Below are 20,494 nucleotides of genomic sequence, written 5' to 3'. Positions count from 1 at the left end.
ACAGATCGCGACCGAGCTGGCCGACATGCAGCGGCGCGCGGTCGAGATCACCGCTCGGGTCGAATCCGGGCGTCTAGCTCATCCAGCCTGACCGTCAGCTTCGCCATGTGCTGGCGGATCTCGCGGAGCTGCTCGGACAGGATGCGGAACTCCTCGCTGTGTTCCTCGGCGGCTGGGGCCGGCGTCTCGCTCTCGGGGGTCCGGATGACGAAGCTTCCGGCCCCCTGGCGGGTCTCGATCAGCCCTTCCTCGCGGAGGACGGCGAGGGCGTTGCCGATGGTCATCATGGCGACGCCGTAGCGCTCGGACAGCTCGCGAGCCACGGGGAGTTGCTCCCCCACGGCGTACCGACCGGACGCGATGTCACGCCGGATGTCTTCGGCGATGCGCAGGTACGGCCGGCGCCGGTCGGTAGGTGCCATACCCACACAGTATCGGTTCTAGATGCCTAGGTCTCCAGGCAACTTGTAACGAAGTCCGGAGGCAAGGTAGCAGTATCGGTTTACAGAGCTAGATACCTAGGTATCTTTGTAGGCAGCACAGTCACTCTCTCCAAGGAGATCGCTCCATGCGTACCGTCCCCATCCCTGTGGACACCAGCAAGCTCACGATCACCTGCGTGAAGGCCCCGCGCCCTCGCGTCCTCAACAAGGACACCGGCGAGATCAAGACCGACAAGAACGGCAACACCGTCTACGAGGTCACGGTGTCGGTGGAGGACGAGTTCGGCCGGATCGAGCTCGTCAAGATCGGCACCTCGGGTGAGCCCCCGATCGCCGCAGGGCAGCAGCTCAACCCGGTCGGCCTCCTCGGCTACGTCTGGGAGATCGCCGGACGGTGGGGCATCGCCTACCGCGCCTCCGCGCTCCTCCCGGCAGCGGTGGAGGACCTCCGTGTCTGACACCCTCCTCCAGGTGCTCGGGGTCCTGGCCGCCGTGGCGGCCGGGCTCTGGGCCTGGCGCCGCTGGCACCACCCGTCGTTCTGGCTGGCGGTCGGCTACCCGCTGACGGCCGTCAGCGTCCGCGCCTCCTGGCGCAAGGTCGCCCTCGGCTGCGGGCTGACGAAGAAGCGTCAGCGCTGGTGGTTCACCACCGTCCCCGGCTTGGTCGCCTCGACCGGCATCGTCCGGGTCAGGCGCAAGTTCCAGCGGGTCGCCGTGGACACCAAGCCGTTCATGTGGCTGCCCAAGCCGACCCGGTACGGCTGGCGGGTCACCGTCCACACGCTTGAAGGCCAGGTCCCCGGCGACTACGCGGACGCCGCCGAGCGCCTCGCCCACTCCTGGGGCGTCCACGCCGTGCGCGTCTCCTCGCCTCGTCCCGGACGGGTGGTGCTGGCGGCGACCATGCGGGACCCGCTGGTCAAGGTGGACGACCTCCCGGCCTCGACCGAACTCCTCAAGGTCACCGTCGGCCGCCTGGAGACCGGCGGGCCGTGGGTCATCGACTTCCGCACCGTCCCGCACTGGCTGAACGCCGGGGCGACGCAGTCCGGCAAGTCGAACCTCGCCAACGCCCTGGTGCAGGGGCTCGCCCCTCAGCCGGTGGCGCTGGTCGGGTTCGACCTCAAGGGCGGGGTGGAGTTCACGCCGTACTCGCCCCGCCTGTCCGCGCTGGCCACGAGCCGCAAGGAGTGCGTCGGCCTCCTGGAGGACCTGGAAGAGCTGATGGCCGACCGCATGACGATCTGCCGCACGACCGGTGCCCGCAACATCTGGCAGCTCCCCGACGACCTGCGTCCTGTGCCCGTCGTCGTCCTGGTGGACGAGCTGGCGGAGCTATACCTGATGGCCGACAAGTCGGAGAAGGACGAGATCGCCAAGACCTCGACGGCGCTGCTGCGGGTGGCACAGCTCGGGCGGGCGTTCGGCATCTATCTGTTCTGCTGCGGCCAGCGCATCGGCTCCGACCTCGGCCCCGGCGTCACCGCACTCCGCGCCCAGTGCTCCGGACGCATCTGCCACCGCGTCAACGACCCCGAGACCGCCACCATGACCCTCGGCGACCTCGACCCCGCCGCCCTCGACTCCGCCCGCGCCATCCCGGCCGAGACGCCAGGCGTCGCAATCGTCGCGTCCCAGGACGGCCAGTGGTACCGGGCCCGCTCCTTCTACGTCAGCGAGCAGGCCGCCGAACAGGCCGCGCTGAACCACGCGGACCGCGCCCCGTCCTGGGCCGAGATCACAGGCCGCGCGTACTCGGAACTGCTCGACACGATCCCCGAGCCGCGGAAGGGGTGAACCGGGATGCGACACCTCGCCGCCTGGCTCCTCGACACCGGCCCCGTGCTGGTCCTGGCCCTCATCGCGGGCGCGGGCTCGTTCACCCACATCCGCGACACCGCCGCCGAACACGGCCAGACCGGCTGGATGTCCTGGGCCGTCGCCGTCTGCATCGACCTGACCTGCGTCATGGCCGCCCGCGAGCGCCAGCGCGACAAGAAGACGAGCCGGGAGCAGCGCGGCCGGATCTCGTGGCCGGTCGTGGTCCTGACCGGCGGCATCGTCCTGTCCCTGGCCGCGAACCTGCAACAAGCCGCACCCACAGCGTGGGGCTGGATCACCGCCGCCACACCCGCCGGCGCGTTCCTGGTGGCCGTCTCGATGCTCGAACGGCGCGCCTCAACACCCCGTCCCCAGGACGTCTGCGAGACGTCCCCGGTCACGGTGACGGCGTCCGTCCCCGTCCCGGAACGTCCCGAACTCGTCCCCGCCGACGAACCCACCACCGAGGACGCACCCGCGCCCGCGCTCCTCGACTACGCCCGCCGCGTCGCCGACGAACACCGCACCAAGCACGGCACGCCCATCACCCTCGACGCCCTGCGCGCCCGCCTCGGCGTCTCCCAGCAACTCGCGTCCGACCTGCTCCGCACCCTGCAACCTGCCTGAAGGGACCACCGATGGACGAAGACCGCACCGACCTGATCAGCGGACTCCGCGCCCTGGCCGCCTTCCTGGAGGCCAACCCCGCGATCCCCGTCCACCTGCCGAACGTCACCATCAACCAGTTCCCGCAGCACGGCCCCGACGACGAGATGTGCGCCGAGGTCGACAAGGTGGCCGCCCTGCTCGGCACCGAGATCAACCCGCGCCACCTCCCGTACGGCCACTACTCGACCGGCCTCAGCTTCGGCCCTGTCCGCTACGACTTCGCCGCCATCCTGGCCGCCGCCCGCGCCCGTCACCACGCCGACGACAGCTACCGCGGCTGCGTCGACCCCGCTTAGGAGGAACCCACCATGCGCATCCGACTCGAAGGCAACCGCGCCGAACTCACCCTCGGCATGATCCACCTGCGCGAGATGTTCACCGTCACCTCGGTGTCGCGGGCCTACCCCGACCGTGCCCGGCCGCACACCTACCGCCTGTACGTCACGATCCTCCCGCGCAAGATCGGACGCCCGGCATGAACGACTCGGCCGCCCACTACCGCTGCTGCACCGGCCTCGACGACGACCGCGACACCTGCCGCGACTGCCACGGCACCGGCATCGACAACCACGGCGCATGACCGCCGGACCCCCTCACCTGGCCACACAACCGCCAAGTTCCGCGCCAGGTGAGGGGCCATCCCAGCCAGACCACATCCGGACAGGACGGAACCCATCTTGCCGCACCCACACGCCACAGCCGGGATGATCGCCCGGCTCAACCGGCCCGACTACGACCGCTGGGCCTGCCAGATCAAGCGCACCGGAGGCTGCCGCCAGCCCATCCACCTACGCGGCAAGGTCGAACACTACGACCGCGCCACCGGACAGCTCCTGCACCGCTACACCACCCGCACCGAACCGGACGGCGTCCTGCGCGTCCCGTGCAAGACCCGCCGCGCCTCCCGCTGCCCGGCCTGCGCCGAGACGTACCGCGCCGACACCTACCAGCTCGTCCGCGCGGGCCTGGCAGGCGGCAAGGGAGTCCCGGAAACCGTGTCCGCCCACCCGGCCCTGTTCGTGACCCTCACCGCGCCATCCTTCGGAGCCGTCCACGTCCGCCGCGAGAAGAACGGCAAGCTCCTGCCCTGCCACGCCCGCCGTAACGCGGCCACCTGCCCTCACGGGCAGGTGATGTCCTGCACGGCCCGCCACGCCGCCGACGATCGGCACCTGGGCGAGCCGCTGTGCCCGGACTGCTACGACTACGAAGGCTCGGTCCTTTTCAACGCCGTATCCCCGGAGCTGTGGCGCCGCTTCACCGAGGCCCTCCGCCGCCGCTTCGCCCGTCTCTCCGGCCTCACCCTCAAAGAGCTGCGCGAACGCCTCACGATCTCCTTCGCCAAGGTGGCCGAGTACCAGCGGCGCGGCGTCGTCCACTTCCACGCCGTCATCCGCCTCGACGGCCCCACCGGACCTACCTCACCACCACCGGCTTGGGCCACCGCCGAGGCCCTGGAACAAGCCGTCCAGCATGCAGCAGGCGCGGTCACCGTCGAGATCGCGCCACTGGCCCGCACCTTCCGCTGGGGCACTCAACTCGACGTCCGCCAGATCACCATGGACGGCGAACTCACTGAGCAGGCCGTCGCCGCCTACATCGCCAAGTACGCCACCAAAGCCGCCGAATGTGTCGGCACCCTGGACCGCCGCGTCCACACCCTCGACGAACTGGCCCTCCACCCGCTCCGCGACCACGCCCGCCGCCTCATCGCCACCTGCCTCCACCTCGGAGCCCGTGAGGACCTGGCCGACCTCCGGCTCACCCAATGGGCCCACATGCTCGGCTTCCGCGGCCACTTCTCCACCAAGAGCCGCCGCTACTCCACCACCCTCGGCGCCCTCCGCGCCGCCCGCCAGGACCACATGCGAACCGAAGAAGTGACCACAGGCCGCCTCCCACTCTTCGACGAAGACACCGTCCTCGTGATCGCCCACTGGCAGTACGCCGGCAAAGGCTTGTCCCTCGGCGACCAGCTCCTCGCCGCCGCTCTCACCGGCCAGCACGCACCACACCTCGGGGGACCGCATGACTGAACTGCTCACCGTTCCGGAAGCGATGGCCGCCCTGAAGGTCAGCCGGTGGACCCTCTACAACCTCATCCGCTCCGGCGAACTCACCTCGGTCCTCGTCGGAGCACGCTGCCGGCGCATCCCCGCCACAGCCCTCGACGCCTACATCACCCGACTCTGCGAGGAGGCCGCCTGATGCCCACCAAGAACCCCTCCGAAGAGCGCCCTCGTAAGAGCCGCCGCACCCGCGCCAACAACGAAGGCTCGATCTTCCCCTACAAGAACGGCTGGGCAGGCTACGTCTGGGTCACCACCCCGGAGGGTAAGCGCACCCGCAAGTGGGCCTACGGCAAGACCCGAGAGGAGACCCACGACAAGTGGCTCAAACTCCACGAGCACGCCCGCAAAGGACCGGTGACCACGAAGTCACCGAAGCTCTCGGACTACCTCACGTACTGGCTGACCAACGTCGTCGAACCGAACCTCGCGCCCAAGACCGCCGCGAACTACGAGATGTTCGCCCGCCTCTACATCACGCCCGCCCTCGGCTCCAAGCGGCTCGACAAGCTGACCGTGCGAGACGTCCAGACCTGGGTGACGAAGCTGCGCCGCTCCTGCCAGTGCTGCGACCAGGGCAAGGATGCCGCCCGCCCCAAGCAGCACAGCAACCCGAAACGCCGCCAGCACTGTTGCGCCATCGGCAAGTGCTGCAAGTCCGAGCCGTCCGCCTGGACCGTCCACGACGCCTACATGACCCTGCGCGCCGCCCTGAGCAACGCCGTCCGCGAGGAGCTCCTCCCCCGCAACGTCGCCGCCCACATCAAGATGCCGGTCCCCCGAAAGCGCAAGGTCAAGCCCTGGTCCGTGGACGAAGCCCGGACCTTCCTGGAGTCGGCGCGCACCCGCGAGGACCCCATGTACCCGGCTTACGTCCTGGTGCTCGTCCTCGGCCTGCGCCTCGGCGAAGCGCTCGGACTGCGCTGGGAGGACGTCGACCTGGACCAGGCGGAGATGACGATCGGCTGGCAACTCCAGCGGGTCAGCGGCAAACTCCTGCACCGCCGCACCAAGACCGACGCCTCCGACGCCACGCTCCCCTTCCCCGAGATCGTCACGGCCGCCCTCCGTGCCCGTCAACGGGCACGCGACACCGCCCGGAAAGCCGCGGGCGACGGTTGGCAGGAGACCGGCCTCGTCTTCACGACCGCCAGCGGCCGGCCCGTGGAGCCGTCGAACTTCCGGCGCAGCTTCGCCAACGCTTGTGACAAGGCGGGGGTGCGCAAGGTCCACGTCCACGCAACCCGCAAGACCTGCGCTTCCCTGCTCGTTGCCCTCGACGTACACCCCCGCGTGGCCATGCAGATCCTGCGCCATTCCCAGATCGCAGTAACCATGAACGTGTACAGCGAGGTCTCGTCAGAGGAGACGCGCAAGGCCCTCAAGATGCTTGGTGATCACCTCAATACGTAACCCTCGAATCAGAAAAGGCCACTTCTTAAGTATGAGAAGTGGCCTTTGAACTGCTCGCGCACGAGATCTCCAGCGTCCATGCGCTTCCACCCTCACAGGGACGCTGCAGAGTGACAGAACGTGCCGATCTAGCCACCGTAACTGTTAGCTCACACCTCGTACGAACTGACGCCGACCGTGCTTGTCCGGGGCCATGATGTTGCTCTGTCCCGCCACCTACCTACGAGGATGAGCAGCATGCCCCCCAAGCGCCGGAAGGTCGTGTTTGCACGAATCAACCGCCGTCGTCCCAACCAGGACGCGATCACCATGCGCAGCTTCGCCCAGGACATGACTCACCTCGCGCAGAGCCGAGGCGTACAGGTCGTTGAACCAGCCACCCATCTCGCCACCGAAAAGACCTGGTTCGCCGCAGACATGACAATCGAGCGGGGAACTGATTTCATGACAGGCACCTTCGGCTTTGCAGAAATGGCTCAACGCCGACAGTTCAACTCCCAAGCGTGGTCCTGGGTCCAGGGTGATACCCAGGTTTCAGAGGTAGCGTCCGAAGACACCGTGGTTCCATTCGCTGTTGATCTACGCGAGGATCAGCGCTGGGTCGCCTTCTCCACTACTGCGCGCCTTCAACCCGCCGGGTTCACCAAATACTTCGAAGAAATCATCACCCAGGCGTTGGGTGATGATGGCATCATCTCCACCGAATACGACGTAGATCTGATCACCTCTCGCGCCAGCGTAGAAGCATGGCTAAGGGACAACCCTTTGGTTCATAAACTCCGCAGAACCGTGAAATTCTCCAATCCGGGACGTGATATCGACTCTGATCGAATGGAGATGCGCGCACTTGCCGCGCGTCGTAAGACAGAAGAGTTCGCCGCTGCCCGCAATGGCGTGTTGAACACCGAGTCGGAAGAGTTCCAGAGCAAACTGGAAGGAACGGAAACCGGAGATCTCGAACTCGAACTAACGGCGCGAGGCGCCCAAGGTGCAAGCGAGGCTCAGTTCAGGAGTAAGGAGTCCGCCGATTCTAAGCAGGTCGACGACTTCGGGCGCGATCTAGTGCATGGCATGCGGATCGTACTGGGCGCACTTCGCGAGTATGTTCGAGAAAAGCCGGCGCGTCTACGGTACAGCCACGACGCCGAAGGGTAGATTAACCATGTCGACTCCCACCACGTGTGCCCCGACGATCACCAGGGCGGAGAGCAGCAGATGGCCAAGAGCGTGCTCCAGCACCTATGGCGGGCGCTGGACTTCAAGCTGAGCGAGATCTTACAGGTCGACTTCGGGGTGGCCCTTCTTGCGGGCACAGGAGCTGTTGCCCTGAGCCTGGTTAACCCTGAGGCTCTGCTGCGGGCAGTTCCGGTGGCAGCCGGCCTCGTCGGTGTAGTGATCGGAGCGGTACTTGCTGGAGTAGCAGTCCAAGCCGCGTTCATGGATCAAGCCTTCCTCCGGAAGCTTCGCGCCATCAGGAGGGATCCCAATCACTACTTGGCACCGTTCCTGTTCACAGGCGTGACTGGCGTCTTTGGCATGCTGGCCTTGCTACCCCTGGCGACCATGTCCAAGGACACTTGGCCCGCTCTTCTAGCGATCACGGCCGCAGTGGCGTCGTTCTTCACCGTCTGGTCCTTGACAAGCATCCTCCACGGGCTTGCCATGCTGGTTCAGTTCGTCGGACTGAAGATGGATGCAGTGGATGTACCCGACGACATCGGCGTTCCTCGCCAAGAGAGAGCAAGCCACTAGGACGCGACCGGGTGTTGTCTTCAAGAGCGTAGCTGTACTTCTCAGCTGTACAAGATCGAAAAGGCCACTTCCCGATCATGGGATGTGGCCTTTACCTGCGGTGGAGCCTAGGAGATTCGAACTCCTGACATCCTGCTTGCAAAGCAGGCGCTCTGCCAACTGAGCTAAGGCCCCTTCGGGGAACGACGATAGCTTACCGGGCCGGTGGCGACACCTGGGTATCGCCCACGTCGTCGCTCAGGATGAGGCTCGGGAGGTCGGCGATCGAGTCGAGGATGTGGGTGGCGCCGCCTTTGAGGAGGCGTTCGCGGCTGTGGACGCCGGTCATGACCCCCGCGACCACGGAGGCTCCGGCGCGGCGGCCGCAGAGCATGTCGCTCTCGGCGTCGCCGGCGACGGCGACCTGGCGGACGTCCTCGACGCCGGTTCTGAGGACGGCGTGCAGCACCATGTCGGGCCAGGGGCGGCCGCGGCCGCCTGCGTCCTCGGGGGAGATGGCGAGGTCGATCCGGTCGTGCCAGCCGAGCACGCTGAGGACGCGGCTGAGGGTGGAGCGGCTGAAGCCGGTGATCACGGCGAGCTTGACGCCGGAGCCGCGGAGTTTGTCGAGGACTTCGAGGACTCCGGGCATGGGGACGAGCCCGGCACGTTCCAGGGTGCCTTCGTAGGAGCGCTCGAAGGTGAGGTTCGCGGCCTGCGCCTGGGCCTCGTTGTCGGGGAAGATCCCGCGGAAGACGTCGATCTTGGGACATCCCCGGGACCGGTGCACGTGGACCATGGCACGCGCGTAGGCTCCGGTCCCGGGGACGATGCCCTGGGTGGCGATCGCCTCGGCGAAGGCGCGCTCGACCATGGCGATGTCACCTACTGTGGTGCCCGCCAGGTCCAGGCACGCCAGCTTGATGGGGACGACGTCACTCATCGCCTCGCCGGTCGGCTAGTTCTCGGTGCCGGTCGCCTCGGTCCACAGGTCGAGCTCTGCGCGGTCGGCCTGCACCTTACGCCAGATCAGCAACCCCCCGAGGGCGATCAGCGCAAGAACGAGCAGCTTCTTCACGGTGTGACCCCACTTCTTCGACGGTCTCACCTGCCGGGGTGAGACCCAACGGTTGACATGCAGCCTAGCAAGGTATGGCTGCGGTCCCTGAGTTGTGCACGAACCAGATGTGCTTATTGTGCGAAGCACGAGTATTCCGCCCCAGGTGGGACCTCGAATACTCGGACAACATTCTGATCATGCCAAATATCCGGAGAGCCTGCGCGCACCCCCCGCGCTTCAGGCTCCCCGGCATCCGTCAGGTCCCTGCCCGGCAGGGGGTGGGGTGCGGGGCACGGCGGGTGCGTTCGGCCCACCGGACGGCCGGCCCCATCGCGGCGCCCGCCACCGCGAACACCGCTCCGAGCGCGAGCCAGCCGGCCGTCCCGCCGTCGAGGACGAGCGTCGTGAGCGCCGCCGGGCCGAGCATCCTGGCCACGACCACGCCGGAGCCGAAGAACCCCTGGTACTGGCCCTGCTTGTCCTCGGGGGCGAGGGCGAAGCCGATCTCCCAGGCCCCCGAGGCGAGGAGCATCTCGGCCAGCACCTGCAGCCCTCCGGCGACGAGGAGGAGGAGCCACGCGTACGAGCCGAGCGCCGACAGCGCGAACACGGCGCACGCGGCGAACATCACGAGCCCGGCGTGGCGCACGGAGGCGGAGGCGTCCCGCAGGCCCCTGACCCTCCTGGCGACCCGTACCTGGAACAGCAGCACGCAGCCGGTGTTGAGCACGAGCAGGGCCGAGACCAGCCAGGTGGGCGCGGTGGTGCGCTGGGCGATCCACAGCGGCACGACGAGGCTGAGCAGCGGCATGTAGAAGAGCATGACCGTGTTGATCAGCGTGACGACCGCGTAGGGACGGTCGCGCAGCACGGCCAGGCGCGGCCCGGCGGCGGCGGGGCGGGGCGGCACGGACGGCAGCCGCAGCAGCAGGAGCGCGGCGGCGGCGAAGCTGGCGGCGTCCAGCACGAAGACGGCGGCGTACGCGGCCGGGGTGTCGAGGTGGAGTGCGAGCCCGCCGAGCGCGGCGCCGACGGCGAGGCCGCCGTTGAGCGTGGACTGCAGGACGGCCCGCACCTCGGTGCGCCGCTCGGGCTCGACGAGCGCGGCGAGCAGGGCCTGGCGGGCGGCCGAGAGGCCGGTCTGCGCGGTGCCGTACAGGCAGGCGACAGGGAGGAACAGCGCGAGGGAGCGGACGAAGAGGAACGACAGCGCCGCCGCGGCGGTCGCGAGCGCGAGGAGCACGGCGACGCCGCGCGGCCCGCGGCGGTCGGCGAGGTGACCGAGGGGGACCCCGGCCACCGTGCCCACGGCCCAGCCCAGCGTGAGCCCGGCGCCGATCTCGGCGGGTGACAGACCGACGACCCTGGCGAAGTAGAGCGCCGAGGTGACGAGATAGGCGCCGTCGCCGATGGAGTTGGCGAGCTGGGCCTGGGCTAGGACGCGCCTCATTCCTTCCGCCTCATTCCTTGTACGACTCTGGGGTCATCCTGGTGGCGACGCCGAACCGGTTCCACGCGTTGATGGTGCCGACGGCGATGACGAGCGCGGCGAGTTCCTGCTCGGTGAAGTGGGCGGACGCCTCGGCCCAGATCTCGTCGGTGATGTCGCCGGTGGACAGCCGGGTGGCGGCCTCGGTGAAGGCGAGGGCGGCGCGTTCCTGCGCGGTGAAGAAGGGGGCCTCCCGCCAGACGGCGACGGCGTGCAGCCTGGCGTCGCTCTCGCCGGCCTGCTTGGCGTCGCTGCTGTGCATGTCCACGCAGTACACGCAGCCGTTGATCTGGCTGGCGCGCAGGTTCACGAGTTCGAGGAGGGGCTGCGGAAGGGTGGATGAGCGGATGAAGCGGTCGAGCGCGGACATCGCCTTGTACGCCTCACCGGCGAGGGCCCCGAGGTTCATGCGTTCGGTCATGGATTCATCCTCGTTCGCCGCTTGTCCCGGTGTAAGCTCCAATTTCTGCCGAGTTGATTGGGCCAAGATGGACGTGCACATCAGCCTGTGCGGGCGCGGTGACCTGGCCGCACAGGTTTACAGGCAGCTTCTTGAGGCGATACTCGACGGCCGCCTCCGTTCGGGCGAGCGGCTGCCGCCGACGCGGGAGGTGGCCAGGCGGCTGGAGATCTCCAGGAACACGGTCGCGGTCGCGTACGACCGGCTGGTGGCGGACGGGTTCCTCGTGGGGAGGGCGGGCGCGGGCACGTTCGTGGCTGCCGAGCCGGTACGGGGCCGTGCCGCCCCGAAGGGCGTCGTACGGCCGCGGCCGGTGTGGGAGGGCGTCCCCGAGGGCGGCGCCCCGAGGAGCGCCAGGTACGACTTCCGCGCCGGGGTGCCCGACGCGCGGCTGTTCCCCATGGAGACGTGGCGCCGGCTGGTGGCGCGCGAGCTGCGCGTGAGCGCCGCCGGCTACGGCGACCCGTCCGGGCACGAGGGCCTGCGCGAGGCCATCGCGCGGCACATCGGGATCAGCCGCTCGGTCCGGGCGGGCGCGGAGGACGTGCTCATCACGAACGGCGCCCAGCAGGCGCTGGACCTGGTCGGCAGGGTGCTGGTGGAGCCGGGCGCCGTCGTGGCGGTGGAGGAGCCGGGCTACCCGCCGGCGCGGATGCTGTTCAGGTCGCTGGGCGCGCGCGTCGCGGGGGTGTTCGTGGACGCCGAGGGCCTGGACGTCTCCGCCATCCCGGCGTCGGCCCGCGTGGTGTACGTGACGCCGTCGCACCAGTTCCCGCTGGGCACGCCCATGTCGCTGGCCCGCCGCGCCGCCCTGCTGTCGTGGGCGGAGCGGCGCAGGGCGGTGGTGATCGAGGACGACTACGACAGCGAGTTCCGCTTCGGCGACCGCCCGCTCGAACCCCTGCAGAGCCTCGACCGCGCCGGCCGGGTGGTGTACGTCGGCTCCTTCTCGAAGACGCTGCTCCCCATGCTCAGGCTCGGCTTCCTCGTGGCGCCCGCCTCGCTGCGGCCCGCGCTGCGCGCCGCCAAGCGGCTGTCGGACTGGCACGGCGAGCTGCCGACGCAGGCCGCCCTGGCCCGCTTCATCGACGAGGGCCTGCTGGCCAGGCACATCAGGAAGGCCACCAGGGAGTACGCCGCCAGGCACGCGCTGATCGCCGACGCGCTCGCGGCCGACCCGCGCCTGCGGCTGGTGCCGTCGTCGGCGGGGCTGCACCTGTGCGCCCGCCTCGCGCCCGGCGTGTCCGTACGCGACGTGCCGGGCCTGGCGGTGGAGCGGCTGGAGGCGTACTGCGGGGAGTCTCCCGCCCAGCCGGGCCTGGTGCTGGGCTACGGCGCGATCGGCAAGGACGACGTCCCACAGGGCCTGCGCCTGGTGGCGCGCGCGCTAGAGATGTCGCCAGAACCGCGTGCCGCGCCTGGCGCGCTCCCCTGACAGCTCGGGCTCCTCGGGCGGCGACGGCTGCCGGACGATCACCACGGTGGTCCTGGCGTGGCGGGCGCAGTACATGCTGGTGGACGGCAGGAACAGCCGGGCGACGGGCCCGTGCCTGCCCCGGCCGAGCACCAGCAGGTCGCCCTCCCGCGCCAGGTCGACCAGGTGGTAGCCGGGGTCGCCGACCTTGCCCACCATGTACGTCGCCACGTCGCCGGGCACGCCGCCCGCGACGTCGTCGAAGACGCGGCCTATCACGTCGGCGCAGCGCGACTCCTCGCCGTTGCGCAGCGCGTGCTGCACGGGCAGCGCCTCAGGGAAGGGATGGACGGGCGCACGGCTGACGTGCACGGCCACCAGCGGCATCCGGTGCAGCCTGGCCACGCCGATGGCCCAGGCGAGGGCCCAGCGCGAGGCCGGGGACTCGTCCACGCCGACGACCAGCCTCGCACCGCAGGGGAGTTCCTGATCCACGGTGCCTCCTCGGGAAGTACGACCATAGTGCGCCAACGGGCGCGTCACCGGGAGGTGGGACTTCGAGAACCTGGGTTTCCCGATCGCGGGAGTCAGATGAGGGTGAGCAGGCCGTCGTACAGGCGTTCGCGGTCGCGCTGGGCCAGGCGCCGGTACGGCTGGGCCGCCAGGTCGTTCGTGGCCGCCTCGACGCGGGCGCGCACCGGGCCGTCCGTGAGAGCGACGATCTCCTCTGCGGTCAGTCCCGCCTCCTGCCAGGCGGCGGCGTGGGCGTCGGCGCGGTGGTAGCGCAGCGCGGCGAGGCGGTTGAACAGCAGCAGGCCGGGCGGCGCGCCCTCCGGCTCGTACGGGGGCGCCACGAACTCCAGCGCGCCGCCGGGAAGGCGTTCGGCCAGGTCGAGCACGGTGCCGACCAGTTCGGCGAGGCCGTCGGCGTCGCGGCCGGCCCAGGCGCGGTCGGCCGCGGCCGCGTGGAGGGCGTACAGGCCGTGGACGTGGTCCAGGCCTTTCGGGGTGAGGGTGAGCGTGCCGTCCGCGTCCTCGGCGAGGGTGCCTTCGCGCAGGTGGTCCTGGACGGCCCGCTCGCGGTCGGCGGCGGCGCCGTACCGGTGGACGACGGCGAGGGAGGCGCGGGTGAGCGGGCGCAGCGGGAGCGCGAAGCGCAGGTCGTGGAGCAGGCCGGGGGTGACGCCTGACCGGGCGGCCAGCTCGGTGACGGCGCGGTGGGCCGAGGCGTGGACGTTGACGTGGGCCGCGTCGATGACGGGGGCGATCGCCGCCGCAAATTCCGCCGCATCCTGAAATTTCGGCATCGGCGGCCATTATGCCGCCCCTGCGGCCGCCCCGCCGAGCCAAGCACACCGCCCCTGCGGCCGCCCAGCGGGGGGAAGCACACCGCCCCCGCGGCCGCCCGCCGAGCGAAGCACAACGCCCGAGCGGCGAGCTCCGGCCCCGCGTCGTACGGCGGCGCGGGCGGGGGAGTCTCGGGACCGGGGTGGGGACGTGGAATGCTTGGCGCATGGCCCTGTCGCTCCGTCTGGTCCGCACCGCGGTGTTCGCCGTCGTGTGCCTCGGGCTGGGCGTGGTGGCGCACGGCCTCGGCGGCGGCATGAGCTGGGGCGCGGGCTCGGGCATGGGCGCGGGCACGGGCTCAGGCATGGGCATGGGCTCAGGCATGGACGCGGGCCTGGTTCCGCTGCCGGCCCTCGTGGCGGCGCTCGCGCTGTCGTTCTGCGCGGCGTTCCCGCTGTCGGGCCGCGAACGCCCGCTCGCGGTGATCCTTCCGCTGCTCGGCGGCCTCCAGGTGGTGCTCCACCTGCTGTTCTCGGTGTCGCACGCGGCGATGCCGCAGGAGGTCATGGGGCACGTCCACTCGGGCCTGGTGCCGGGTCTCGGCATGCTGGTCGCCCACGGCTGGGCGATCGGGCTCACGGCGCTGTGGCTGGCGCGCGGCGAGGCGGCGTTCTGCGGGCTGCTGCGCCGCCTGGCCGCGCGGCTGCTGGCCGTGCTGCTGCCGGTGCCGCGCACGCCGTTCCCCGGCCGTCCCCGCGCCTCGGAGCCGCGCGCGCTGCGCTCGGTCGTGCTGCGGCACGCGGTCACCGGCAGGGGGCCGCCGCGGGTCGTCACCGCCTGACCCCGAGGGGTCAGGGCGGACGCCTCCTTCCCAGGTGACGACACCAGACGACCCCTGCCCGGCAGGGCCGCTGCGGCGTGCCCGCGTGCCGGGCGAGAAAGGCACTCCCATGTTCTCTCGCCATGCCCGCACCACCTCGTACTCGCCGGCGCGCGCCGCCCTCCTGCTCGCGGCCGTGCTGGCCGTGGGGGGCTGCGGCGCCTCCACCACCACCTCCACGACGGCCTCCTCGACAGCCTCCGCAGCGAGCCCCGCGGCCACCGCCGCCGCACCGGCCGCCGCGGCCGGGCGGCTGTCCATCACCGACCCCTGGGTGAAGACCACCAAGGAGGGGATGACGGCGGCGTTCGGCACGCTCGTCAACGACGGCGACGCCGACGTCACGGTCACCGCCGGCGCGTCGCCGCTGTCGCCCAAGGTCGAGCTGCACGAGGTGGTCGAGTCCGGCGGCAAGATGGTGATGCGGCCCAAGGCCGGGGGCTTCGTCGTCCCCGCGCACGGCAGGCTCGAACTGAAGCCAGGCGGCGACCACATCATGCTGATGGGCGTCACCGAGGAGGTGAAGCCGGGCGCGCGCGTCGCGTTCACGCTGACCGTCAAGGACGGCGCTCCCCTCCAGTTCACCGCCGTGGGCAAGGACTTCGCCGGCGGCAAGGAGGATTACCAGCCGGGGCACCAGGGATGATCAGCCGCAGGAACCTGCTGGCCGGAGGCGCCGTCACCGCCGTGGGCGCGCTCACCCAGCGGGCGACGCCCGCGCAGGCGCCCACCCAGGCAGTCGCCCGGCTGGAGCCGTTCCACGGCCCCCACCAGGCGGGCGTGGCCACAGCGCCGCAGGCGCACGCCGTGTTCGTCGCGTTCGACCTGCTGCCGGGCACCGGCAAGGAGGGGCTGACCCGGCTGCTGCCGCTGCTCACCGACGACGCCGCCCGCCTCACCCAGGGGCGGGCGGCGCTCGCCGACACCGAACCCGAGCTGGCCGCCAACCCGGCCGGGCTGACCGTCACCTTCGGGTTCGGCCCCGGGCTGTTCGCCGCGGCGGGGGTGAAGTCGCCGGTGGCGCAGCTGCCCGCGTTCGAGACGGACAAGCTCAAGAAGCAGTGGACCGGCGGCGACCTGCTCGTGCAGATCTGCGCCGACGACCCGCTGACCGTGTCCCACGCGCTCCGCATGATCGTCAAGGACACCAGGTCGTTCGCCGAGGTGCGCTGGACGCAGCGCGGCTTCCGGGGCGGCGCCCCCGGCGGCACGCAGCGCAACCTGATGGGCCAGCTCGACGGCACCGTCAACCCCACCGACCTCGACCGGGCCGTCTGGATCGGCGACGGCCCCCTGCGCGGGGGCACCACGCTCGTGCTGCGGCGCATCCGCATGGAGCTGGAGACGTGGGACGCCGCCGACCGCACCGCCAGGGAGTTCACGATCGGCCGCAGGCTCGACACGGGAGCGCCGCTGACCGGGCGGGCCGAGCACGACGAGCCCGACTACCAGCGGCTCAACGCGCTCGGATTCCCCGTCATCGCCGAGTACGCGCACATCAGGAGGACGCACGTCGCCGACCCGGCGCAGCGCATCCTGCGGCGGCCATACAACTACGACGACGGGCTGTCCGCCGAGGGCAAGCCGGACGCGGGGCTGCTGTTCGCGTCGTACCAGGCGGACGTGGAGCGGCAGTTCGTCCCGATCCAGCGGAGGATGGCCGAAGGCGACCTGCTCAACCAGTGGGTCACCACGGTGGGGTCGGCCGTCTTCGCCGTCCCGGCTGGCTGCGCGCCCGGCGGCTGGATCGGCGACAGCCTCCTCGCCTGACCGGCCGGCCGCTCCCCTACCCCCAGCGGGCGCCCGCCGCGGGCGACACCGCGGCGGCGACCGCCTCCGCCAGCGGCTGGACCTCGTCCAGCCGCAGGGTGGAGACGGTGAAGCGGAGGGCGGGCGGCGTGCGCAGCCGGTTGCGGGCGCCCGGCGCGGCGGCCCAGCCGGCGGCCAGCAGCCGGGTGATCACAGTGGTCTCGTCGGGCACGGGCACCCACACGTTCAGCCCGCTGCGGCCGTGCGCCCGGATGCCGTGCCCGGCCAGGGCCGCGAGCAGGGCCTGCCTGCGCCAGCCGTAGGAGGCGGCGACGGCGGGCGGGTCCACGGCGGCGGTGCGCCACAGGTGCGCCACCGTGCGCTGCAGCAGGTGGCTCACCCAGCCCGCGGCCAGCCGCTGGCGCCCCCGCAGCCGGTCGACGGTGGCCGGGTCTCCGGCGACGACGGCCAGCCGCAGGTCCGGCCCGTACGCCTTGGCGGTCGAGCGCGTGAACAGCCAGTGCGCCGTCGTGCCCGCCAGGGGGTGAACCGGCAGGTCCACGAGGTCGGCGGCGTGGTCGTCCTCGATGAGCAGCACGTCGGGGCGGGCCTCCAGCAGGGCGCGCAGGTCGGCGGCACGGGCCGCGCCGATGGCGGCCCCCATGGGGTTCTGCGCGCGGCAGGTCATGGCCACCGCCCGCGCTCCCGCGCGCAGCGCGCGGTCGAGGTCCTCAGGCAGGGGCCCGTCGTCGTCGAGCCGTACGGGCACGGGCCGCAGGTTCAGCGCGGCGACGAGGTCGAGCAGCGCCGGGTAGCCGGGGTCCTCGACGGCTATGGCGTCGCCGGGGCGCAGCCGGGCCACCAGGACGCGTTCCACGGCGTCGTACGTGCCGGACGTCACCGCGAGCGGCGCCTCGGGCACGCCGTCGGCGCGCAGCCGGGCGGCGGCGAGGGCGAGCAGTTCCTCGTCGTCGGACGTGCCGTACATGGCGGGATCACGCGCGTGGGCCCGGGCGGCGGCGGCCAGCGCCTCGCCCAGCGCGGGCAGCAGGGCGGGGTCGGGGTTGCCTCTGGACAGGTCCCTGACGCCGGGCGGCGCCTCGATGCGGATCTCCTCCCTGGCGGTGCTGGCCGGGCGCGGCCTGACGCGGGTGCCGCGCCGCCCGGCGGTCTCCACCACGCCGCGCTCCCTGAGCAGCCGGTACGCGGCCGCCGCGGTGTTCGGGCTGACGCCCGCGTCGGCCGCGGCCTCGCGTACCGGGGGGAGCGGGCTGCCGGGGGGCAGCAGCCCGGCCGCCACGGCGGCCTCGACGCCCGCCGCTATCTCGCTGGCCGTCCCACCACGGATCCTGTATGTTTCTAGCACAAAGACTATTATGTACTAATACAAAGAGGTTCATGTGCTTGTTCACCCGTGGGACGCGGCCCGCGACGCCGCCGAGTGGCGGGCCTGGCTCGCCCCCCGCGACTTCGGCCAGCTCGCCGCGAACGGCGTGGACGGCACGCCGCCCGTCGTGGTCCCCACCCACTTCCTCCTCGACGGCGACGAGGTCCTCCTCCACCTGGCCAGGCCCAACCCGATCTGGGCCGCCCTGGAGGCGAACCCGCTCGCCGTGCTCACCGTCCACGACGACTACGCCTACATCCCCGGCCACTGGCGCCCCACCGGCGTCCCCACCAGCTACTACGCCTCCGTCCAGCTCTCCTGCCGCGCCGAGGTCGTGGACGACCGCGAGGGCAAGGCCGAGATCCTGCGCCGCCAGCTCGCCCACCACCAGCCTGAAGGCGGGTACGGGCTGATGGCCGCCGACGAGGGGCCGTACCACAAGCGGCTGTCCGCGCTGCGCGGCCTGCGCCTGACCGTCCTGGACGTACGCGCCAAGTTCAAGTACGACGACCACAACCCGGCGGAGGAGCGCGAGCGCATCGCCGGCCGCCTGGCGGAACGCGGCCTCCCCGGCGACGCCGGCGCCCGCGCCCAGCAGCTCAGGCGCCTCAAGGAGCAGCCCGCCGACACCTGAACGGACCTCGGCCGCCCGTGACGCCCCCGGCTACTGCCCGTACGAGTACCTGAGACTGCCGTTGATCAGGTAGTTCAGCCGGTGGCGCAGGTGGCCGAGCGCCGCGTCGTCCGGCGGCTCCCCCGGCGTCAGCAGGGTCCAGCGCAGCGCGCAGGCGTAACCGTCCGGCCTGATGTCGAACCTGATCTCGTCGTCGGGCCGGTCAGGCCACAGCGACGACCAGACCACGAGCGACGGCTCCTCCGCCCGCAGCACGCGCGGCTCGACCTCGCCGGGGAGCAGCTCCAGCCACTGCCGCGTCCCGGGCCTGCGGGGCTGCGTCAGGCTCTCCCACACCACGCGCGCGGGTGGCGGCTGCTTCCGCTCCCGCGACCCCAGCACGTTCACGCGCCCGCCCCCGGGAGGGGGATGCGGAGCGAGATCGTGCCGCGCAGGTCGAGCCAGGCGGCGTCGGGGCCGCGGACCAGCCGCAGCACGACCTCCTCGCACCCCGGGCAGCGCGCGACCAGGCCTGGCGCCTGGGCGTACACGCGCAGGCCCGCGACGGGGCCGGTCAGGCCGCAGGAGGCGCACCGGCCCACGGCCACGGTGACGTCGGCGGCGAAGATCTCGGCGAACGGGCCCGCGAGGGCGTTGCCGTCCAGGTAGTCGGCTGACATGTCACTCTCCCGTGGGGCCGAAGCGTTCGGTTCTGACGCGGGCCGGGTCGTGGCCGAGTTCGAGCAGCAGCCCGGCCGCCGCCTCGACGAAGCCGGTCGGCCCGCACACGTAGCAGTCGGCCTCCCCGGACGGCCCCAGGTCGGCCGCCGTGAGGCGCCCGGCGGGGCGGGCCTCGCCGTCGGGGGCCGTACGCGTGTAGACCACCGAGACGTCCACCCCGGGGTCCGGCGCGGCCAGCTCGTCGGCGTAGTAGAGCTGCTCGGGCGAGCGCACCGAGTAGACCAGGCGGAACGGCGTGGCGGACCGGGACGCGCGCCGCGCCCTCAGCATCGCCATCAGCGGCACGACGCCCGCGCCGCCCGCCACCAGCAGCACCGGGGCGGGGTTCGCCGGCCGCCAGACGAACCAGCCGCCGACCGGCCCCCGCACCTCCAGCTCGTCGCCCGGCCGCATGACCTCCGTCAGGTACGGCGAGACCTCCCCGTCGTCCACCCGCTGCACGGTCAGCTCGACGCCGTCGGGACCGGCGAGCGAGTAGCTGCGCCGCGCGGTGTAGCCGTCGTCGGCGGTCAGCCGGACGTCCACGTGCTGGCCGGGCAGGTGGCCGGGCCAGCCGGGCACGTCGAAGACGAGCGTGCGGGCGGACGCGGTCTCCTCGCGGACCTTCACCAGGCGGGCCGGCCGCCAGGTCAGGCGGGCCATCAGTCGCCCTCGTAGCGCTGCTCGCGCCACGGGTCGCCGTAGTCGTGGTAGCCGGCCGTCTCCCAGAAGCCCGGCCAGTCCTCGTTCAGCAGGCGGATGCCGCGCACCCACTTGGCCGACTTCCAGAAGTACAGGTGCGGCACGAGCAGCCTGGCCGGGCCGCCGTGCCGGGGCTCCAGCTCCTCGCCGTCGTAGCGGTAGGCGATCCACGCCTTGCCGTCGAGGAGGTCCTCCAGCGGCAGGTTCGTGGTGTAGCCGCCGTAGGAGTGGACGAGGGCGTACTCCGCCGCGGTCTCGACGTCCTCGAACAGGACGTCCAGCGACACGCCCTGCCAGCGGGTGTCCAGCTTGGACCAGGTCGTCACGCAGTGGATGTCCACGGTCGGCGTCTCCGACGGCAGCGCCCGCAGCTCCTGCCAGTTCCACCGGTGGACCTGGCCGCCCTCGGTGTCGATGGTGAACTCCCACCGGTCGAGCGGCACGCGCGGCGTCGGCCCCGCCGAGAGGACCGGGAAGTCCTCGGTGAGGTACTGGCCCGGCGGGAGCCGTTCGTCGTCGCCCCTGCGCCTGCCCTGGAACCCCCGGGAGATGATCCCCATGATGTCCCCCCTTCGTACGTCGATTAT

Annotated in this window: 27 protein-coding genes and 1 tRNA gene; 15 read left to right on the top strand and 13 right to left on the bottom strand. The window is 71.3% G+C overall.

Annotated features, from left to right (window positions below):
• Positions 1-47 precede the first annotated feature (47 nt).
• Complete coding sequence (locus BMX74_RS35005) at positions 48-422, bottom strand: GntR family transcriptional regulator (protein WP_091104837.1); 375 nt, start codon at positions 420-422, stop codon at positions 48-50.
• Positions 423-568: 146 nt separating this feature from the next.
• Between BMX74_RS35005 and BMX74_RS35000 the strand changes: the two genes are divergently transcribed.
• The 10 genes from BMX74_RS35000 to BMX74_RS34960 all read left to right on the top strand — a co-directional run bounded on the left by BMX74_RS35000 (position 569) and on the right by BMX74_RS34960 (position 8,167).
• Entirely contained in the window at positions 569-901 is a 333-nt protein-coding gene (locus BMX74_RS35000) for an SCO3933 family regulatory protein (RefSeq protein ID WP_055504224.1), read from the top strand.
• Positions 894-2,240: an FtsK/SpoIIIE domain-containing protein gene (locus tag BMX74_RS34995; protein ID WP_055504223.1), complete on the top strand. Its 1,347-nt coding sequence runs from the start codon at positions 894-896 to the stop codon at positions 2,238-2,240. The genes BMX74_RS35000 and BMX74_RS34995 overlap by 8 nt, the downstream gene beginning before the upstream one ends.
• Positions 2,241-2,246: 6 nt before the next feature.
• Positions 2,247-2,891, top strand: a complete 645-nt coding sequence (locus tag BMX74_RS34990) for a DUF2637 domain-containing protein (RefSeq protein ID WP_091104835.1) — start codon at positions 2,247-2,249, stop codon at positions 2,889-2,891.
• Positions 2,892-2,902: 11 nt separating this feature from the next.
• Complete coding sequence (locus BMX74_RS34985) at positions 2,903-3,229, top strand: hypothetical protein (RefSeq protein ID WP_091104833.1); 327 nt, start codon at positions 2,903-2,905, stop codon at positions 3,227-3,229.
• 12 nt (positions 3,230-3,241) lie between these two features.
• On the top strand, positions 3,242-3,412 hold the full coding sequence (locus BMX74_RS44505; protein ID WP_177227629.1) for a hypothetical protein: 171 nt from the start codon (positions 3,242-3,244) through the stop codon (positions 3,410-3,412).
• A 225-nt stretch (positions 3,413-3,637) separates the two neighbouring features.
• Complete coding sequence (locus tag BMX74_RS34980) at positions 3,638-4,969, top strand: replication initiator (protein WP_091104832.1); 1,332 nt, start codon at positions 3,638-3,640, stop codon at positions 4,967-4,969.
• Positions 4,962-5,141, top strand: a complete 180-nt coding sequence (locus BMX74_RS34975; RefSeq protein WP_091104830.1) for a helix-turn-helix domain-containing protein — start codon at positions 4,962-4,964, stop codon at positions 5,139-5,141. Before BMX74_RS34980 ends, BMX74_RS34975 begins: the two co-directional genes overlap by 8 nt.
• Positions 5,141-6,415, top strand: coding sequence for a site-specific integrase (locus BMX74_RS34970; RefSeq protein ID WP_055504218.1), 1,275 nt, complete (start codon positions 5,141-5,143; stop codon positions 6,413-6,415). The genes BMX74_RS34975 and BMX74_RS34970 overlap by 1 nt, the downstream gene beginning before the upstream one ends.
• A 237-nt stretch (positions 6,416-6,652) precedes the next feature.
• The gene (locus BMX74_RS34965; RefSeq protein ID WP_143078871.1) at positions 6,653-7,570 is read left to right on the top strand and encodes a DUF4747 family protein; all 918 of its coding nucleotides are present in this window, start codon (positions 6,653-6,655) and stop codon (positions 7,568-7,570) included.
• A gap of 60 nt (positions 7,571-7,630) precedes the next feature.
• Positions 7,631-8,167, top strand: coding sequence for a hypothetical protein (locus tag BMX74_RS34960; protein WP_091104828.1), 537 nt, complete (start codon positions 7,631-7,633; stop codon positions 8,165-8,167).
• Between the two features lie 101 nt (positions 8,168-8,268).
• On the opposite strand, the gene BMX74_RS34955 is transcribed toward BMX74_RS34960, so the two are convergent.
• The 5 genes from BMX74_RS34955 to BMX74_RS34940 all read right to left on the bottom strand — a co-directional run bounded on the left by BMX74_RS34955 (position 8,269) and on the right by BMX74_RS34940 (position 11,116).
• Positions 8,269-8,341 (bottom strand) — tRNA-Ala (locus BMX74_RS34955).
• 19 nt (positions 8,342-8,360) lie between these two features.
• Entirely contained in the window at positions 8,361-9,089 is a 729-nt protein-coding gene (locus BMX74_RS34950) for an HAD family hydrolase (protein WP_055504215.1), read from the bottom strand.
• Between the two features lie 15 nt (positions 9,090-9,104).
• Positions 9,105-9,224: a DLW-39 family protein gene (locus BMX74_RS45145; protein WP_218154143.1), complete on the bottom strand. Its 120-nt coding sequence runs from the start codon at positions 9,222-9,224 to the stop codon at positions 9,105-9,107.
• A gap of 238 nt (positions 9,225-9,462) precedes the next feature.
• A complete protein-coding gene (locus tag BMX74_RS34945; RefSeq protein ID WP_091104827.1) occupies positions 9,463-10,656 on the bottom strand; it encodes an MFS transporter in 1,194 nt (397 codons plus the stop codon).
• A gap of 10 nt (positions 10,657-10,666) precedes the next feature.
• The gene (locus BMX74_RS34940) at positions 10,667-11,116 is read right to left on the bottom strand and encodes a carboxymuconolactone decarboxylase family protein (RefSeq protein ID WP_091104825.1); all 450 of its coding nucleotides are present in this window, start codon (positions 11,114-11,116) and stop codon (positions 10,667-10,669) included.
• Between the two features lie 67 nt (positions 11,117-11,183).
• Here BMX74_RS34940 and pdxR point away from each other — a divergent pair, with 67 nt between their 5' ends.
• Positions 11,184-12,590 carry a MocR-like pyridoxine biosynthesis transcription factor PdxR gene (gene pdxR / locus BMX74_RS34935; RefSeq protein ID WP_091104823.1) on the top strand — a complete coding sequence of 469 codons (1,407 nt, stop codon included), beginning with the start codon at positions 11,184-11,186 and terminating at the stop codon, positions 12,588-12,590.
• On the opposite strand, the gene BMX74_RS44500 is transcribed toward pdxR, so the two are convergent.
• Entirely contained in the window at positions 12,543-13,064 is a 522-nt protein-coding gene (locus tag BMX74_RS44500) for a universal stress protein (RefSeq protein ID WP_055504212.1), read from the bottom strand. The genes pdxR and BMX74_RS44500 overlap by 48 nt on opposite strands.
• Positions 13,065-13,156: 92 nt before the next feature.
• Positions 13,157-13,876, bottom strand: a complete 720-nt coding sequence (locus BMX74_RS44495) for a hypothetical protein (RefSeq protein WP_177227628.1) — start codon at positions 13,874-13,876, stop codon at positions 13,157-13,159.
• 206 nt (positions 13,877-14,082) lie between these two features.
• On the opposite strand from BMX74_RS44495, the gene BMX74_RS44490 reads away from it, so the two are divergent.
• The 3 genes from BMX74_RS44490 (at position 14,083) to BMX74_RS34920 (ending at position 16,506) form a co-directional block, all read left to right on the top strand.
• Positions 14,083-14,697, top strand: a complete 615-nt coding sequence (locus BMX74_RS44490) for a hypothetical protein (protein ID WP_177227627.1) — start codon at positions 14,083-14,085, stop codon at positions 14,695-14,697.
• A gap of 109 nt (positions 14,698-14,806) precedes the next feature.
• A complete protein-coding gene (locus BMX74_RS34925) occupies positions 14,807-15,382 on the top strand; it encodes a copper chaperone PCu(A)C (RefSeq protein ID WP_091104822.1) in 576 nt (191 codons plus the stop codon).
• Complete coding sequence (locus BMX74_RS34920) at positions 15,379-16,506, top strand: Dyp-type peroxidase (protein WP_091104820.1); 1,128 nt, start codon at positions 15,379-15,381, stop codon at positions 16,504-16,506. The genes BMX74_RS34925 and BMX74_RS34920 overlap by 4 nt, the downstream gene beginning before the upstream one ends.
• A gap of 16 nt (positions 16,507-16,522) precedes the next feature.
• Here the strand turns inward: BMX74_RS34920 and BMX74_RS34915 are convergent, their stop codons facing one another.
• The gene (locus BMX74_RS34915) at positions 16,523-17,851 is read right to left on the bottom strand and encodes an aminotransferase class I/II-fold pyridoxal phosphate-dependent enzyme (RefSeq protein WP_091104819.1); all 1,329 of its coding nucleotides are present in this window, start codon (positions 17,849-17,851) and stop codon (positions 16,523-16,525) included.
• Positions 17,852-17,885: 34 nt separating this feature from the next.
• Between BMX74_RS34915 and BMX74_RS34910 the strand changes: the two genes are divergently transcribed.
• The gene (locus BMX74_RS34910) at positions 17,886-18,506 is read left to right on the top strand and encodes an FMN-binding negative transcriptional regulator (RefSeq protein ID WP_091104817.1); all 621 of its coding nucleotides are present in this window, start codon (positions 17,886-17,888) and stop codon (positions 18,504-18,506) included.
• Positions 18,507-18,536: 30 nt separating this feature from the next.
• On the opposite strand, the gene BMX74_RS34905 is transcribed toward BMX74_RS34910, so the two are convergent.
• From BMX74_RS34905 to BMX74_RS34890, 4 genes are read right to left on the bottom strand one after another with little or no spacing between them, the layout of a single operon-like run.
• The gene (locus BMX74_RS34905; RefSeq protein WP_055504205.1) at positions 18,537-18,893 is read right to left on the bottom strand and encodes a hypothetical protein; all 357 of its coding nucleotides are present in this window, start codon (positions 18,891-18,893) and stop codon (positions 18,537-18,539) included.
• Complete coding sequence (locus BMX74_RS34900; RefSeq protein WP_091104816.1) at positions 18,890-19,165, bottom strand: DUF6510 family protein; 276 nt, start codon at positions 19,163-19,165, stop codon at positions 18,890-18,892. Before BMX74_RS34900 ends, BMX74_RS34905 begins: the two co-directional genes overlap by 4 nt.
• A 1-nt stretch (position 19,166) precedes the next feature.
• Positions 19,167-19,868, bottom strand: coding sequence for a ferredoxin reductase (locus BMX74_RS34895; RefSeq protein ID WP_218154142.1), 702 nt, complete (start codon positions 19,866-19,868; stop codon positions 19,167-19,169).
• On the bottom strand, positions 19,868-20,467 hold the full coding sequence (locus tag BMX74_RS34890) for a sulfite oxidase-like oxidoreductase (protein ID WP_055504202.1): 600 nt from the start codon (positions 20,465-20,467) through the stop codon (positions 19,868-19,870). Before BMX74_RS34890 ends, BMX74_RS34895 begins: the two co-directional genes overlap by 1 nt.
• Positions 20,468-20,494: the final 27 nt, after the last annotated feature.

Source organism: Nonomuraea pusilla (genome assembly GCF_900109355.1).
Classification (GTDB): domain Bacteria; phylum Actinomycetota; class Actinomycetes; order Streptosporangiales; family Streptosporangiaceae; genus Nonomuraea; species Nonomuraea pusilla.
This window is presented reverse-complemented; position numbering and strand designations above follow the sequence as displayed.